General features: G+C 38.5%; 16 protein-coding genes. 15 read left to right on the forward strand and 1 reads right to left on the reverse strand.

Annotation, left to right across the window (positions count from 1 at the left end):
* Positions 1 to 76: 76 nt before the first annotated feature.
* The gene (locus AA0017_RS00145; RefSeq protein WP_413378354.1) at positions 77 to 784 is read left to right on the forward strand and encodes a response regulator; all 708 of its coding nucleotides are present in this window, start codon (positions 77 to 79) and stop codon (positions 782 to 784) included.
* Between the two features lie 1586 nt (positions 785 to 2370).
* Here AA0017_RS00145 and AA0017_RS00150 read toward each other — a convergent pair.
* Entirely contained in the window at positions 2371 to 3288 is a 918-nt protein-coding gene (locus tag AA0017_RS00150) for a nuclease-related domain-containing protein (protein ID WP_413378356.1), read from the reverse strand.
* A 438-nt stretch (positions 3289 to 3726) separates the two neighbouring features.
* Between AA0017_RS00150 and AA0017_RS00155 the strand changes: the two genes are divergently transcribed.
* The 14 genes from AA0017_RS00155 (at position 3727) to AA0017_RS00220 (ending at position 17274) form a co-directional block, all read left to right on the forward strand.
* Positions 3727 to 4581 (forward strand): DegV family protein, encoded by an 855-nt coding sequence (locus tag AA0017_RS00155; protein ID WP_413378358.1) that lies wholly within the window; start codon positions 3727 to 3729, stop codon positions 4579 to 4581.
* A 118-nt stretch (positions 4582 to 4699) separates the two neighbouring features.
* Positions 4700 to 6196 carry a DEAD/DEAH box helicase gene (locus tag AA0017_RS00160; protein WP_413378360.1) on the forward strand — a complete coding sequence of 499 codons (1497 nt, stop codon included), beginning with the start codon at positions 4700 to 4702 and terminating at the stop codon, positions 6194 to 6196.
* Positions 6193 to 6903, forward strand: coding sequence for a ComF family protein (locus AA0017_RS00165; protein WP_413378362.1), 711 nt, complete (start codon positions 6193 to 6195; stop codon positions 6901 to 6903). Before AA0017_RS00160 ends, AA0017_RS00165 begins: the two co-directional genes overlap by 4 nt.
* 82 nt (positions 6904 to 6985) lie before the next feature.
* Positions 6986 to 7411, forward strand: coding sequence for a TIGR03826 family flagellar region protein (locus AA0017_RS00170; protein WP_413378364.1), 426 nt, complete (start codon positions 6986 to 6988; stop codon positions 7409 to 7411).
* 72 nt (positions 7412 to 7483) lie between these two features.
* A complete protein-coding gene (gene flgM, locus AA0017_RS00175; RefSeq protein ID WP_413378366.1) occupies positions 7484 to 7750 on the forward strand; it encodes a flagellar biosynthesis anti-sigma factor FlgM in 267 nt (88 codons plus the stop codon).
* A 15-nt stretch (positions 7751 to 7765) separates the two neighbouring features.
* Entirely contained in the window at positions 7766 to 8260 is a 495-nt protein-coding gene (locus AA0017_RS00180; RefSeq protein WP_413378368.1) for a flagellar protein FlgN, read from the forward strand.
* A gap of 20 nt (positions 8261 to 8280) precedes the next feature.
* Complete coding sequence (gene flgK / locus AA0017_RS00185) at positions 8281 to 9948, forward strand: flagellar hook-associated protein FlgK (RefSeq protein WP_413378370.1); 1668 nt, start codon at positions 8281 to 8283, stop codon at positions 9946 to 9948.
* Positions 9949 to 9960: 12 nt separating this feature from the next.
* The gene (gene flgL / locus AA0017_RS00190; protein ID WP_413378371.1) at positions 9961 to 11139 is read left to right on the forward strand and encodes a flagellar hook-associated protein FlgL; all 1179 of its coding nucleotides are present in this window, start codon (positions 9961 to 9963) and stop codon (positions 11137 to 11139) included.
* A 46-nt stretch (positions 11140 to 11185) separates the two neighbouring features.
* Positions 11186 to 11770 (forward strand): DUF6470 family protein, encoded by a 585-nt coding sequence (locus AA0017_RS00195; RefSeq protein ID WP_413378373.1) that lies wholly within the window; start codon positions 11186 to 11188, stop codon positions 11768 to 11770.
* A gap of 285 nt (positions 11771 to 12055) precedes the next feature.
* On the forward strand, positions 12056 to 12502 hold the full coding sequence (gene fliW / locus AA0017_RS00200; RefSeq protein WP_413378375.1) for a flagellar assembly protein FliW: 447 nt from the start codon (positions 12056 to 12058) through the stop codon (positions 12500 to 12502).
* A 1-nt stretch (position 12503) separates the two neighbouring features.
* The gene (gene csrA / locus AA0017_RS00205; protein ID WP_413378377.1) at positions 12504 to 12728 is read left to right on the forward strand and encodes a carbon storage regulator CsrA; all 225 of its coding nucleotides are present in this window, start codon (positions 12504 to 12506) and stop codon (positions 12726 to 12728) included.
* A gap of 764 nt (positions 12729 to 13492) precedes the next feature.
* The gene (locus AA0017_RS00210; protein WP_413378379.1) at positions 13493 to 14113 is read left to right on the forward strand and encodes a response regulator transcription factor; all 621 of its coding nucleotides are present in this window, start codon (positions 13493 to 13495) and stop codon (positions 14111 to 14113) included.
* A gap of 379 nt (positions 14114 to 14492) precedes the next feature.
* On the forward strand, positions 14493 to 16130 hold the full coding sequence (locus AA0017_RS00215) for a flagellin (protein ID WP_413378381.1): 1638 nt from the start codon (positions 14493 to 14495) through the stop codon (positions 16128 to 16130).
* Positions 16131 to 16209: 79 nt separating this feature from the next.
* Positions 16210 to 17274, forward strand: coding sequence for a hypothetical protein (locus AA0017_RS00220; protein ID WP_413378383.1), 1065 nt, complete (start codon positions 16210 to 16212; stop codon positions 17272 to 17274).
* Positions 17275 to 17282: the final 8 nt, after the last annotated feature.

Genomic DNA, 17282 nt, shown 5'->3' on the forward strand with positions numbered 1-17282 from the left:
CACTATATCAAAGAAGTGAATTCAGCAACGAAAACATTTAATTAAAATTAACAGCTACACGGAGAGGTGACTGAATATGACTGAAACCGAAAAAAAGAACATTCGTATCGTATTAATCGATGACCATCAACTATTTCGAGAAGGTGTCAAACGTATTTTAGCAATGGAACATGATTTTGAAATAGTTGCTGATGGTGAAGACGGCTCTCAAGCGTTGGATCTTGTCGAAAAGTATCAACCAGACGTCATTTTAATGGATATTAATATGCCGAATGTAAACGGAGTCGAAGCCACAAAATCATTAATCGAACGCTACCCAAATATTAAAGTCTTAATTTTATCGATTCATGACGATGAGTCTTATGTCACTCATGTATTAAAAACAGGTGCTGCTGGTTATTTATTAAAAGAAATGGACGCGGATGCATTGATTGAAGCGGTCAAAGTAGTCGCTTCAGGTGGTGCTTATATTCACCCGAAAGTGACACATAACTTAATTAAGGAATACCGTCGTTTAGCAACAGAAGACGACGAGCACGAAGAGTCAATCGGCTACCGCGAAGTCGAATACCGTAAGCCATTGCATATTTTAACACGTCGTGAGTGTGAGGTTCTGCAATTAATGACAGACGGTCAAAGCAACCGTGCCATCGGTGAAACGTTATTCATTAGCGAAAAAACCGTCAAAAACCACGTAAGTAACATTCTTCAAAAAATGAGCGTAAACGATCGTACCCAAGCAGTTGTTGAAGCCATTAAGAGTGGATATGTAGTTGTTAGATAAATGATGTGAATTTATGATTGGGGAATGGAACCCTCCACCAGCCGAGATGCAGGTGGAGGTTTTTTGCGTTCTTTTGCTGGGATTAGGGTGTGAAAAGAGGAGGATAAGTAATGAAAATTTGTGCTGTAGAGGATTCGAGCGAGAAGTAAGAGCCTGTGACTTGTCGAAAAAGGGGAGTGAAGGAGGTCAATGAAGTCGGAAGCTGGTGAATCAGAGCCGCAAAGGGAATCAAAGGAGTTCAATGAAGCCGGAAGCTGGTGAATCAGAGCCGCAAAGGGAATCAAAGGGCGTCAGTGAAGCCGGAAGCTGGTGAATCAGAGCCGCAAAGGGAATCAAAGGAGGTCAATGAAGTCGGAAGGTGGTGAATCAGAGCCGCAAAGGGAATCAAAGGGCGTCAGTGAAGCCGGAAGCTGGTGAATCAGAGCCGCAAAGGGAATCAAAGAGCCGCAATGAAGCCGGAAGCCATTGAATAAAAGCGGCAAAGGGAATCAAAGGAGGTCAATGAAGTCGGAAGCTATTGAATAAAAGCCGCAAAGGGAATCAAAGAGCCGCAATGAAGCCGGAAGCCATCGAATAAAAGCCGCAAAGGGAATCAAAGGGAGCCAATGAAGCCGGAAGCCATTGAATAAAAGCGGCAAAGGGAATCAAAGGAGGTCAATGAAGTCGGAAGCTATTGAATAAAAGCCGCAAAGGGAATCAAAGGGAGCCAATGAAGCCGGAAGCTGGTGAATCAGAGCCGCAAAGGGAATCAAAGTCAGTCAATGAAGCCGAAAGCCATCCAATAAAAGCCGCAAAGGGAATCAAAGAGCCGCAATGAAGCCGGAAGCCATTGAATAAAAGCCGCAAAGGGAATCAAAGAGCCGCAATGAAGCCGGAAGCTATTGAATAAAAGCCGCAAAGGGAATCAAAGAGCCGCAATGAAGCCGGAAGCTATTGAATAAAAGCCGCAAAGGGAATCAAAGCCAGTCAATGAAGCCGGAAGCTATTGGATAAAAGCCGCAAAGGGAATCAAAGGGAGTCAATGAAGTCGGAAGGTGGTGAATCAGAGCCGCAAAGGGAATCAAAGCCGGTCAAAGAAGTCGGAAGCTATTGAATAAAAGCCGCAAAGGGAATCAAAGGGAGTCAAAGAAGCCGGAAGCCATTGAATAAAAGCCGCAAAGGGAATCAAAGGGAGTCAATGAAGCCGGAAGCCATTGAATAAAAGCGGCAAAGGGAATCAAAGAGCCGCAATGAAGCCGGAAGCCATTGAATCAGAGCCGCAAAGGGAATCAAAGGGAGTCAATGAAGCCGGAAGCCATTGAATCAAAGCCGCAAAGGGAATCAAAGTCAGTCAATGAAGCCGGAAGCTATTGAATAAAAGCCGCAAAGGGAATCAAAGCCAGTCAATGAAGTCGGAAGCTGGAATTAGGGTACGAATAACTCAGAATAAGTAATGAAAAATTCAGTTAGTTAAAATTAAAGTACAAATAAAAAAGACCCTCAAATAGAGAGGCTATTTAATAATAGGAACACTCTTTGAGGGTGAATGAAAATGGAATAATCGTCATTTATTTATAGTTGGCATTTATAAAATAGAGTTTGAAAGTTTATATATAATAAGCTCCTTTAGTTTGTCCAATTCGTTTGTAGTTGTTTGTTAAAATTCTACCAATACTTCTTTTATTAATAGTAGGGATACCGCACCAATCATATATTTTATTTGTAGTTATAAAGGAATTAGGAAACAGAATTTGATAGTCCTGTATGCTTCTTGTGATTGATTGGTGGAGCTTCTCGGTTTTGAAACAATTTCTACATTTGGTGGTTCGACCGAGAGGGGAAAGGTTAAAGGAAAAGCAATACTTGCAATAAAGGCCACTTTTGTATTCTCTTTCTTTAAAAGAGGGCTGTTTAAAAAAGGGAGACTCTGAAAGTTGAGAGGAAATCAACTGACTTGCTATATTTTTATGTGACTGATTGATAGAGCCAGTTTGTTGGGTAAGTTTTTCGAGAAATCGGTTGAGTTGGTTGGGGAATACAAAAGTAGGTGATTTCGGTCGTGGTAAAAATAAATAAAAATTAGGGTTAATGAAAATAATAAAAGAGGTAATTTGCGGATGTTGGATTTTGTGAAGTTGAAACCATTGTCTTAATAAGGACTCATTTCTTTCCAGTTGATTAAGAGGGTTTTTAATCTCGGAGCTATTGAGTGAATAAAAACGGTGATCTTTGTATTCATAGTCACCTTCGTAATTTTTAACTTCAAAAAGAAAAAGGTATGTGGATGAAATGATAAGAGAGTCAATTTGAAAAGGGGAATCATCTTTTTGTAACCAAAGGTCATGAATTTGAATCCAATCTTTAGGGAGCTGAACGGCCCAGTGATCAAAAGCTTGTTCCCCGGAAAACACCTTTTCTAATTTAAATAAACGCCTACGATCTTTTGAACTAAAAGATTTTAGCCTCAAGCTGAGCACTCTTTGGAGCAGTAACTCAGAAGGCTCCTTTCGTTGTTTAAGAATCATTTATTAAATGGCACCTCCAAACAGTAATAATAATTTAATTATACGAAGTTTTAGTAGGTGAGGGGTTATTTATGTTGGAAAATATCACATGAATTTTAGTTTGTGGAGAATTGGTAATGAAATGTTTGGATTGCGGAGATTAGGGTGCGAAAAGCCGCTGATAAGTAATGAAAAAGCCAGCCACCCGAAATTAGGGTACGAAAAACCAAAGATAAGTAATAAAGTATCCAACCAGTCCAAATTAAGGTGTGAAAAACCCGAAATAGCTAATGAAACCAACGATGTGCGGCACTTAGTGTATGGCTCTTCAAAAAAATAAAAGAACTCTTGAAAGTAGTCGTGATTCAAGGTACATTTAGATGAGATAGATTTACAGCTTTCGGAAACGGGAAGAGAAAACAGTAAGAAAATATGAGAGAAAAAGTGAGGACTATAAAGATGAGAAAAGTAGCGATAGTGACAGATAGTACAGCTTATCTTCCAAAAGATCTACGAGATCAGCTCGGTATTCACATGGTTCCACTTAATGTTGTGTTTGGACAAGAGTCTTTTCAAGAGGAATTAGACATTACAACAGAAGAATTTTATTCTAAGATGGAACAAATTAAGGAATTACCAACTACTTCACAACCTGCGATTGGGCAATTTGTTGAGTTATTTGAAGAGCTTGCGAAAGAAGGATATGAGCAAGTGGTTTCGATTCATTTATCTAGCAAAATTAGTGGAACTTATCAATCGGCTGTTGCTGCTGGTGATATGGTCGAATCGATTGAGGTCATTGGTTTTGATTCGGCGATTAGTTGTTCACCGCAGGCGCGCGTTGTATTAGAAGCGGTTCGTTTAGCGGACGAGGGTAAAAATGCGGAAGAAATTATCGAGCATTTAAATAAAGTAAGAGAAACGATTCGTGCTTATTTCGTGGTTGATGATTTGAATCACTTACATCGTGGCGGTCGTTTGAATACAGCTCAGTTGTTTGTCGGTAACCTTTTAAAAATTAAGCCAATCCTTCATTTTGTTGATGGGAAGATTGTTCCTTTTGAAAAGGTGAGAACAGAGAAAAAAGCATTCGCGAAAATTAAAACGATGCTTGAGCAGGAAGTGTCTGAAGGTGGGCAATTCCAGGTGACGATCATTCATGCTAATTGTGAAGAAGAAGCCACAAAATTATTGGAAGACTTCAAGGTGAGTTTCCCAACAGTTGATTTTGAATTAAGTTATTTTGGACCCGTTATCGGTACACATTTAGGGCAAGGAAGTATCGGCGTTACTTGGTCACAAACAGTGAACTAATTAATATTATTTAAACTTTATTATTCTAAGAAGACTGTATGCACCCAGAAACCGGACATGCAGTCTTTTCCTATTTACCTTCCTCCTGTATCAAAAATCCCCTGATTGAGGTGAATCAATGAAAGTTCTTCCACCATCGGACTCTCCAAAAAAAGATAAAGTACAAAGTTTGTATGTCGATAACGTCAATGAGCATGAACACCCTCCTAATTCTGACACCGTTCTACCCTCAATTTCCACGTTAGACACTGAACCGATATTAACATCACTATCAACCTCTAAAAGTGATCCCTACCTCTATGGAAAACTGTTATTAAAACGAGAACTCCCCCTTTCTGAAAAAAACCTTCACCTTTTAATTGAGCAAAAGAACATCGAAGCCATTCCTGCCATGATTAAAAAGGGAGGTACAGTGGTATGCGTGCGTTGCAATAATCAAAAGAAAAGTGAATTTGGTCAGCATCCTTGTGCACTGTGTGGGCAGTTGTGTTTGTATTGTCGTCATTGTCTTTCTTTAGGGAAGGTGCAAAGTTGTCAGAAGCTGTACCGCTGGATTGGAGCGATCCCGCAGCAACAACAGAAGCCAGGCACTCTAAAATGGGAAGGACGTTTATCATTAGGGCAAGAAAGGGCATCGGAAGCGATTTGTGAGTGGATTCGACACCAGAAGCGAGGTCTTACTTGGGCTGTTTGTGGGGCAGGGAAAACTGAAATTGTCTTTAAAGGGTTGGAATTGGTCTTCGAAAAAGGGGGACGAGCGTTGCTGGCGACACCGAGGACGGATGTAGTCAAGGAGCTTGTGCCGAGGTTCAAAAGTGCTTTTCCTTCGCTAAAAATCGCGGCGCTATATGGTGGGAGTGAGGACCAGGATGAGTATGCTGAGTTTGTGATTGCAACGACCCATCAAATTTTGCGTTATGAGCGGTCTTTTGATTTTATTATTGTCGATGAAGTTGATGCATTTCCGTATTCTTATGATAAGAGTTTGCAGTTTGCCGTTCGGCGTGCACGTAAAGAGAACTCCCCGCTCGTTTATTTAAGTGCCACTCCTAGTCGAGAGCTATTGAGGCAAAAATCACTCGAAATCACCAAAATCCCGAAACGATTTCATGGTTATCCTTTACCCGTTCCAACGATGGTTTGGGGAGGAGATTGGCAAAAGAAGATGAAAAAAGGTAAATTGCCAACTCCACTTAAAAAATGGTTAAAGGGCCATCAACATCAACCGATTCTTTTGTTTGTCCCAACCATCTTTGCTCTTGAGAAAGTCTCGGCGATTTTGACAAAACAAGGATTAGTACACGGGGCGGTTCATGCGAGTGCGAAAACGCGGCACCAGGCCGTCAAAGCGTTTCGTTTAGGAGAGATTCCATTGCTTGTGACGACGACTATTTTAGAACGGGGCGTGACGATTTCGAATGTCGCGGTCGCGGTATTAGGGGCGGAAAAAGGTGTTTTTGATGAAGCAGCTCTTGTACAAATCGCGGGTAGAGTAGGACGTAATCCAAATTTCCCGAGTGGTGATGTTTGTTTTTTTCATTATGGGAAGTCGTTAGCGATGAAACGGGCGATCCAACAAATCAAAAGTATGAATCAGGAAGGTGGGGCATTATGAGCGAATGTTTATTTTGTCGAAATGCTTATAAAGACGTCCCAAGTTGGTTTTCGGTCCTTCTGAACAAAAAAAGAGAACCGGTTTGTGAGCGGTGTTTATCACAGTTAAAATGGGTGGAAGGGATTCGTTGTCAAATCTGTTCACGGCAATTAATGGAGACGAACCGCTTTAGTAATGTTTGTTTTGATTGTTACCGCTGGGAACAGCAGTCGGCAACAAGGCTTTTATTAAAGGAAAATCACTCTCTCTACCATTATAATGGATTTATGAAAGAGCTTTTGGCGACGTATAAATATCGAGGAGATGCGGCTCTTGCCACGTTTTTTGCTCCAAAATTACTCACCCTTTATGAAAAAAAGTTTCGAGGATTTCAAGTGATGCCAATTCCTTTAAGTCAGGAACGATTGCTAGAGCGAACCTTTAATCAAACGGAATTACTGCTTCAGGATTGGCCACAAGACTGTATTTGTCTTCATTTGAAGAGGAAAAACCGTGAGAAACAAAGCAAAAAATCACGTCAAAACCGGATTCGTTCGTTTTTGGATAACCCATTTTATTTGGATACCAACATCTTCTTAGACGAAAAGCTAAACAAAATTGTCCTAGTGGACGATATTTATACTACGGGGACAACATTAAGACAAGCTGCTAAGACATTAAAACAAGCAGGAGTCGAACAAGTTGTTTCGCTAACGATTGCTAGATAAGGTAAACAATGGATTCGATGAAAGCCGAGCCGTTGACTAAATAAAAACTAAGAGATACATCCGTTTGAGAGGGGTAGGGAAGATGAGAGATCTGACCAATTGTCCGAAATGTGGGACCTTGTTTGTAAAGGCACTGCGGCCAATTTGTAATCCTTGCTTTAAAGTGCAGGAAGAGTGCTTTATGAAAGTGAAAACATATATGAACAAAAAAGAAAATCGAATGGCAACCGTACAAGAGGTGCATGAGTATACGAGTGTTTCTTATGAAATGATACATCAGTTTATTCGTGAAGGTCGATTGGTGACGACACAGTTTCCAAACCTAGGTTATCCATGTGAATCATGTGGCGACTCCATTAATGAAGGAAGAATTTGTAGCGATTGTCGGAGTCAAATCACAAAGGGACTTGATCAAATCGAGCGTGAAGAGCAATTAAAGCAAAAGTTAAAAGAAGAGGAAAAAAGTGCTTATCAGACCTATCGTTCAATGGAAATTGAGCGCGATTAAATCATAAAGATTAACGATAATTATCCGATAAAAGAAATAAGAGAATGTGTAGGTAGAAAGAAGGTGTTCAGTTTGGAAATTAATCCATATCGTCGTGTCGGAAATCATATGTATCAAAAACAAGCAGAGAAAATGGAGGCACTTCCAAAAAAGGCGTTGAAACGTGACCAATTACAAATCTCCACAGAGGCTTTGAAATTGCAGCAAACAAACCCTCTCGTTACGGAACGTCAAGTGCGTGTCAATGAACTTAAAAAACAAGTAGAGAGTGGCGAATATAAAGTCAATCCAGAAAAAGTCGCTCAAGCTTTTTATGATTATTGGAATGATAAATTCTAAAAGAGGGATCAAATCATGATAGAGAAAATCAAACAAGCATTAAGCCAACTCGTTGAGGTGCAGCAACAGTTGCTAGAGATGGCTGTGAATAAAACGGAATTAATTAAAGAGAATCGAATAAAAGGTTTGGAGTTATTAGTGAGAGAAGAGGCAAAAGCGATTCAGAAACTTAGAGTGACGGAAATGGTCAGGGTTAAAGAAGTGAAGAACTTTTTTGAAACAAGAAACAAACCATTTCTTGAACCGACGATGACGGATTTAATTGAAGAAGTGGAGCCAAAAGAGCGAGGGGAACTTCTGCACTTGCAACAGCTACTTCTTGATCAAATCTTAGAATTAAAAAAGGTGAACGATCATAATGAGGAGCTGATTCAAGAGTCGATGAAGTTTGTCCATTTGTCGCTTGATGTTCTCTCACCTCAGTTGTCTGACATGCAGTATCAACGAAAACCACAAAATGGAAATGGATACGAAAATGGGGAGCATTCCCTTTTTGATTCAAGAGCGTAAAAGCGAAGGAGCGGGTAGCGATGCTATCGACATTTACAGGATTAGAAACGGCTCGTCGTGCATTAATGACGCAGCAGCAAGCCCTTTATACGTTAGGACACAATGTCGCGAATGCGAATACGCCCGGATATTCGAGGCAGCGTGTTAATTTTCAATCAACAGAAGCTTATCCTTCTGCCGGTATGAATAGCCCGGCCATCCCTGGTTCGATGGGAACAGGGGTTAAAGCAGGCTCGATTCAAAGGGTAAGAGATCAGTTTTTAGACGTCCAATTTCGTAATGAAAGCAATAAGACAGGTTATTGGAACTCGCGTTATTTAGCGTTTGAAAAGATGGAGTCGGTTTTAAATGAGCCGTCAACAGATGGATTGTCAGCACAAATCGAATCTTTGTGGTCTGCCTTTCAAGATTTAGTAATGAACCCTGCTGAATCGGGAGAACGCTCGGTTATTAGGGAAACGGCCAAAGCATTAACGGAGACGTTTAATTATTTATCTGATTCGCTTACACAAATTCAAAGCGATTATCAAAATGAGCTAGAAGTAAATACAAAAGATTTAAATTCTCTATTATCGCAATTAAACAATATCAATAAACAAATCCGTGATGTTGAGCCACATGGATATGTTACGAATGATTTATATGATGAACAAGACCGTTTATTAGATGAAATCTCTGGTTATATTAATATTTCAACAGAACGAGTGGAAAGTAAAGGTCAACCGAACCCGGCAGCAGAAGGGGCAGTGACTCTTTATTTTGTCGATGCGAATGGAACAAAACATCAGCTCGTGAATGGCACAAATCAGAATGACCTTCAGCAGTTAGAAATCGAGAGTGATGAGGATGGCCATTTTATTTCGATGAATTTTGGCACGCAATCTATTTCATTTGACGACATGTCTAATGGGTCATTAAAAGGAATTATCGAGGCACTAGGCTATGTGACGGACAGCGGAGAGTTAAAAGGGACGTATCCAGACATGCTTGCTGAGCTAGATGAAATGGCTTGGGTATTTGCGGAGAGAATTAACCAAATTCATCAAATTGGTTTCACTTTGCCAGATATTAATGGGGAAGTACATCAAGGTGGATTATTTTTCGACTTTAAACCTGGTGATCCTAATGAAACCGATCCGAAAAAAGGAGCCGCTTCGAGGTTAATTGTAGCTGAAAACCTTAATGATAGTATTGATCATATTGCAGCGGCTGGTGTCAATAAGGAAGCTTTAGTTGATAAAGATGAATATGAACAGCTGTATAAACAAGCATTAGAAACTGGTAATTTTGAAGAGCTTATTCAGTTTTTAGGAAATGAGGAGAACTTTAAAGCGGGCGTACCTAAAGCGTATCCTGGTGATGCTTCTAATGCAGCCTTGTTAGCTGATGCGAAAAATATGAAGCTTACTTTTGACTCGAAAATCGCGACGATTGGTGGTTTTTATCAAAGTTTGATAGGGGAAATGGCGGTTGATACAAAAGAAGCTGGGCGAATGCTCGCGAACTCAGCCAACCTTCTCTCAAGTGTTGACTACAACCGTCAATCTGTTAGTAACGTTTCTTTGGATGAAGAGTTAACGTTAATGATCCAATATCAGCATGCCTATAGTGCTGCGGCACGAAATATTACAATGGTTGATGAGATGCTAGATACAATTATTAATAGAATGGGCCTTGTCGGTAGATAGGAGGAACAATAAATGCGTGTAACACCAACGATGATTTCACATAATACACTTCGTCATATTAATCAAAGTTATCAGAAACTTGGGATGTTATCTGATCAAATGGCGACTCAGAAAAAAATTACCCGTGCTTCGCAAGACCCTGTGATTGCGATGAAAGGAATGCTCTATCGTTCACAAGTCGCTGAAGTGACCCAATTTAAACGGAATTTAAGCGAAGTGTATCATTGGATGGATACAGCTGATTCAGCACTCGATGAAGCGACCGAAACGTTAAAAAGAATTCGTGACTTAGCGACTCAAGCATCCAATGATTCCTATGATGCGAGTGAGCGAGCGAATATCGCTAAGGAAATTGAGCAGTTGCGTCTCCATTTAGAGTCGATTGCCAATACAAAATCAGGTACTAAGTATATTTTTAATGGGACAGATACAATGTCTCCACCTGTCATTAATTCAGATAATATGAACTTGCCAATCTCTTCATTATTTGAGGGGGAGACAAATCTCGAAGGTTTTCAATTGATTCATGGTGGCCGAACCTTTGAAGTAGTAGGGGAAGATGAAGAGTCTGGTCAATTAATCTTTCAAGACGTGAAGCAAATTGGAAACCCGGCTTATGGCGAGGAAGGTTTTGAAGAAAGAGCTTTTCAGTTAAAAGTGGCGGAAGACGGAGAAATCACGTTTTCACAGCCGAATCGTGAAACAGGTGAAGCGGCAACGAGTAAAGTTCGTACCAATGATTTAGTCATTACGAGCAAGGACGCTGTTTCAGCCAATTCACAGCCGGTTGAAATTGAGCTTTTAAATGGTGTGAAAGTCCAAGTGAATATTAATCCAAATGATGTGTTCAGTAACCAATTATTTGGCGATATTATTCGTCTTGAGCAAGCACTAGAAGATGGCTCTTTAACGGGTGAAGAACTGACTGGCTATATTGATGAATTTTTTGCCCATATCGACCATTTTGTTTCTCAACGAGCAGAGCTTGGGGCAAGAACAAATCGTGTCGAAATGATTGAGAACCGAATTCTCGATCAAGAAATTAGTGCGAAAAAAATGATGTCTGATAACGAAGATGTGGATATGGAAGAAGTTATTATGAATCTAGTCATCCAAGAAAATATTCATAACGCTGCCTTAGCAGCAGGTGCGAGAATTATGCAACCATCTTTATTAGACTTTTTAAGATAAGATTGATATGTAAGCTTTTTTGAATACGTACAGAGGGGAAGTTTTGATGATGCATATGCCGAGTATAAGTATTAACCAAGTCCATGCTCAAATCGCAATCCGAAAAAACGAACCCCCTGTGCAAATCAAGCAACGCCAAGCGGACATGCATATTGACCAAAAAATCAATGAAATCATTCAAATCCATACAACCCCTAGTCGTCTTCACATCGACCAAACGGAAGCATTTGCCGATGCTAATCTTAAAGACCCTTTAAGGTTTTCTTCTGAATTTCATGGGAAAATGATCAGTTCGGTTTATTCTTATATTGCGAAAAAAGTAGGGGAAGGTAAGCAGTTAGCTGCGATTCACACAGGCCAAAATGCGATCGCTAATATTGCGAGACAAACAACCACGTCTACTGCTCCAAGTAGCCAAATAGCTTATATGCCAAAAAGTTTAGACCGCGTGAGGTTTTCCTATCAACCTAGTACCGTTCATTATGACGTGCCAAATGGACATATTGATATTCATGTGCAAAAAAACGATCCGATTATTAAATTTTCGAAATGGCAGTCAGATGTTTATTTAAAGCAGAAGAATCAGATCTCATTTGATGTGGTCGGTGGACATGTTGATCGGGGGATATAGAGTAGGAGCAATGTATTACTCCAGATCCTTCGACAATAAATGCCTTACTTTATAAATCAATTTAGCTCAACCTACAAAAACTACCAGCCTCCTACTCGTCCTTTCTCTAAATAGAGACTATTTGCTTTACCATCCAGTTTTCCTCTCATTCTTTTACATAGTCACTCCAATCTTTTTACATTTTCCCAAATTTAGGTCCATACTGATTAAAAGAGGATATGCTACAATGATTTTATTCAAATGAAACGAACCAGTGATCAAGATATTATATAAGGATGTGTTGTCATGTACATACGAACAAAATATAGCGGAGAAGTCAAAGTCGATTCTAATCAGCTGTTCCATTTTGACAAGGGGATTCCGGCTTTTGAAGAGGAAAAAAAATTTGCTCTCATTCCATTAGAAGAAGGAACGCCATTTTTTGTCTTACAATCTACGAAAACGGCTGAGATTGCCTTCATATGTGTAGATCCTTTTCCATATGTCCATGACTATAAGGTGAAATTACCAGATTCGCTCGTTGATTCATTAAAAATAGAAAAAGAAGAGGATGTCGTGATTTTTGTCTTTTTGACGATTCAAGAGCCTTTTCATGAGACGACCGCTAATTTACAGGCACCGGTCATCTTAAACAGTGTGACGAAACAAGGGAAACAATTTATGATGAGTGATTCCACTTATAGAACGAAGCAGCCTATTTTTCAGCAGCCTGCTGTGAAAGGGGACCACTAAAATGCTCGTGCTTTCTAGGAAAAAAAATGAAGCGATTCAAATAGGCGACGATATTGAAATTACAATTCTTGCGGTCGAAGGGGAACAAGTCAAACTAGGTATTCAAGCCCCAAAACATATTGAAATTCATCGTAAGGAAATTTATTTAGCGATCCAAACCGAAAATCATGAAGCGGTCAAAACAGTCTCTTTAGAGAGCTTAAAATCCTTTATTCACAACAAGTAGGCATATAAGCAGGCTACAAAAGATGTAGTCTGTTTTGTTTGGCACAAAGGTAACATTTTTGGGAAAATAATCTCCTTTTTTGAAAAAATAATCGGTACAAATACCAATTTACAAGCGGCTAGAAGTTTAATAAGATTAAATTATGAACAATATGTAATGCAAATCAAATAAGTTTCAATTAAATGACACTTAATCCCACTAATTTCTGACATTTCGTATACAGTAATTTTCGTCGCACTTATCTCATTTCATGTTGAGAGGCTATTCATTTGATTTCCATTTCGCCCCATTTTCGTTTGATTTTTCACCCGTTTTATCCAATCAGAGTGACAACAAACAACAATTTTCGATCTTTTTTGTTCTCTCCAAAGAATGATTAGGTATAAAGTCCTTTTCGTTATTAGATCAGAACAGTTAAAGAAAAGGCTTATTTTTTGTTTGGAAGAGTATAAATAGATTAATACTTTTCTAATAAAATATTAGAGTATTAATAAAGCGCAACTAATTGGATGATTTTGTTACAAATAATGGTATTTTAGGGGTGATTAATACTTGTAATTTTGCTTTTTGTTCTAAATAATGAACAAGTTGGGTCTATCTATCTATGAAAAAGACCTATTCACACGTACTTCTGTTAGTAGTACATTCATTATATTAAAGTGTGATGGTAAGAATGAGACTTAGGGAGTAGTTGGAGCCATAATCGCGATAGTGTTTTAACTTTTTCGAAAATATATATTAGGATAACAAGGAGGAGAAGGCTAGTGGATTCAGTACAATCACTGCGAGAACGACAAGTTAGTATATTATGTAGCGATAGAAGCTTAAAAACGAAGCTATATACAGAATTTATTAATGAATCCAGCGGGTCAGTCCAGATTATTTGCCATAGGGAATTAGAGACAATCATTGAGAATGTAAGCATAAAAGATAATGAGCAACTGTACGTCATCTTATTTGAAGACCAAGTGAAGTATGTTCAAAAACTATTACTGAAGTTTTCAAAAGTCCACATTTTCGAGTATTCCATTAACTTCTGCAAACTCATTCAGAAACTCCACGCCGCAATGTCTTGCCAGCAATACATTGACCAAGCGTATCAGCAGGAAGTCTTAAAAACGGTCCAACAGCACTCAGGCTCAGAAATAGACACAGAGTTATTCAGCCTAACAGCAAAGGCAAAAGAAGTGTTTACAGAGACGGAAAGCATCGTGCTTAGTTTAATGATTGAAGGTTGTTCCATTAAAGAAATCGCTGAAAAGATTTACCTATCTCCTTACACCGTAACAGGGTATGTAGAAGCGATAAAACGAAAATTAAAAGTATCAAGCAAACTCCAATTAATTAATCGAATGTTCAAAAATGGTTATGTCAACAGAGGCTAAGTTTAACCGATAAAATCGAATAAATAGATTGAAACGTAATCTAGACATTGAGGGGGGGAATCTCTTAGTGTCTTTTTTTTCAATATATAGAAAAAAGCAGAATTTGACAGCGTAACGAAATTATAAAAAGACTCATAAAAACGTGCATCATTTCACGTTCGACAAGAAAAGTGTGGAACTTAAGACCTATAAAAAATCTATGATAAAAATCATGAAAAAAGTTAAAAAATCACTAAACATCCCAAAAATCCTGTCGATATAAGTAATGTAGAGACAAACAGAAGAAATGTGGCCGGCATTTCAACTGATTCGTTTCAAACAAAAAAACAACATCCAACCACAAGGAAGTGGGCGGAGCAAACTCAAGGAGGAAATTTAAATGATTATTAACAATAATATTCCAGCAATGAATACGTACCGTCAGATGGGTACAAACCAAGCAGCTGGACAAAACTCAATGGAAAAATTAGCTTCAGGTCTTCGTATCAACCGTGCGGGTGACGATGCAGCAGGTCTTTCAATTTCAGAAAAAATGCGTGCTCAAGTTCGTGGTTTAGACCAAGCTTCTCGTAATGCACAAGATGGTATCTCAATGATCCAAACAGCTGAAGGTGCCCTTCAAGAAACACACAACATTTTACAACGTATGCGTGAGCTTGCTACACAAGCTTCAAACGATACAAACGTAGAAGTGGACCGTCAAGCAATCCAAGATGAGATCAGCCAATTAAAAGAAGAGATTGATCGTATCGGTAATACGACTGAGTTCAATACACAGAAGTTAGTTGATGGTTCTCTTGCACAAAAAGCGATTCCGGGCGTTGACAATGCAGCTGTACAAAGTTCGCAATTAGGTAATCGCTCAGCTGCTGAAATAGCAGCTTCATTTACTCCAGGTGCAGATGCTTTAGATACTTTAGTCACTAGCACGGAAACAATTACAGTTGATGGTGCAAGACTAGACATTGAATTTGATGCGGCTACTTATGCAGCTCTTGAAGAAGATGGAGAGGGATTAGCATCTCAATTACAAAATGATATTAATGCAGCAATTGATGCCTATAACACAGCAAACGGTACAGATATTCAGCGTGTGGCTGTAGGGTTTGATAATGATGAATTTACAGTTACTTCTGGATCTCAAGGATCAGCATCTACAATTACTGTAGAAGCAGGTATTGAAAATGGATTATTTGATACACTTAATGTGATTGCAAATGATGCTGTAAACCCAGTTGCATCAGAGTCTGGTACTGAAGGTTTATTTAGTGTTCAAGGAGCGGCTGGAGTAGGTGCAGTTGGGACAGGTGACACTTCTACTGTAACTATTGATGGAACGGAAATTAGTGTTACTTGGGCTGAAACTGGTGGTGCCGATCCTGATACAGGGGATTTAATGACTGATACGGCAACAGCAATGCAAGATGATATTAATAATGCAATTGCCGCTTATAATCAAACTGTTCCAAACGATAAGCAATTATCAGATGTGTCTGTAACTGTCAAAGATGGCGCTTTTGTTGTACAAAGTGGGTCTGAAGAAGCTAGTAGTAGTGTGAAATTTGATAATAGTGATGCTTCTCAATTATTAGGTCTTGCTGGGCAGAGCAGTACTGCACAAGGTGGCGGAGTTAGCTTCCAAATTGGTGCTAACCAAGGGCAAAATATTAAGTTAACAATTGAAGATATGCGTGCAGACGCTCTTGGAGTAGCTGATGTTGATCTTTCAACTCGTGAAGGTGCAGAATCAGCAATTACTAGCATCAATAGTGCGATTGAGTCTGTATCTAAGCAACGCTCTTCTCTAGGTGCAGTTCAAAACCGTTTAGAGCATACAATCTCTAACTTAAACAACTCAGCTGAAAACTTACAAGCTGCGGAATCTCGTATTCGTGACGTAGATATGGCGAAAGAAGTTATGGAGATGACAAAGAACAACATTCTTTCTCAAGCTTCTCAAGCAATGCTTGCACAAGCGAACCAAGCTCCACAAGCTGTATTACAGTTACTTGGATAATTTTAATATTTAACTTAAGGGAGACTCTAGTTATGCTAGGGTCTCTTTTTAATAAATTTTAATTGGAGTTGAAGGATATTTGGTTTTAAAATTAACAGATACAAAGACTTTAGCAGTTAAAGAATTGTGTTATGAATGTATTATGGGTGATAGAATTACTGAAATTCCAAAAGAACAATTCTCATTAAGTGTTGGTAAGTTAGCAACAGGGATAGGACGTACTATAATTTCACAAAATATTAATTGTTCTAATCAAAGGTATATTACGCTTAGTGCATTATATTTACTTAAAGCATTAGTTTTGGATTCAAATACAAAGTTATTATTAATGGATGAAGCAAAACAATATTTGAGAGATTTCTCTCTCACTGGTAGAATAGGGGAAATTGCACAAGGAATAAACTATATATTTTTTCAAGAGAGACTAAACTATATAGAAATAATAGATTACTATGAGTTTATAAAAAACCATACAAATGCTAAGCCTAAAGGTTCTCCTGATTTTATTATGATGACTTCATTGGGGCAATATGTCATTCTTGAATCAAAAGGAAGTTGGATTAATCATCAAAGAACGAACCTTAAAAGTACAATTAAAAAAGGGTTGGAACAATGTCAAAAGGGGAATATGTGGTTAGAAGATAAACTCAAGTTCTTAATGGTCTCTAAGGTTTACACTTCTGTAGTTCGTTTAAAAGATGATATTAATAAACAGTCGGAACTTATTTATGTTGACCCAAAATACAATGATAAAGTTAATAAGAAACCTGAGATTACTTTATTACACTATTCTACTTGGTTTTATTTTATTGGATTGAATACTATTGCAGTTAATTTAAAAGAACTTAAGTGGCTTAATTCTAATGATATTAAAAATATTAAACTAACTCAGGAACAGATTAATGGAATAGAATTTGTTTTATTTGATAAGACATCTACGGTAAGTAATTATCTAAATTGTCTATTTGCGTGTGAATCTAAAAGAATAAATATTCAATTTGGTTTGAGTAAAAACATTTGGGATTTTCTTTTTAATGGCAAAGGGTTTGAAGACAATGAGCGGAAGGAATTATTTAATTTAAAACCGTTCTCAGGAAAAGAATATGAGTTATTTAGAGATGGGACAATAATTAAATATAATTAGATTGACTG

This window comes from Alkalihalobacillus phoenicis, assembly GCF_047302405.1.
Taxonomy (GTDB): domain Bacteria; phylum Bacillota; class Bacilli; order Bacillales; family Bacillaceae_D; genus Alkalihalobacillus.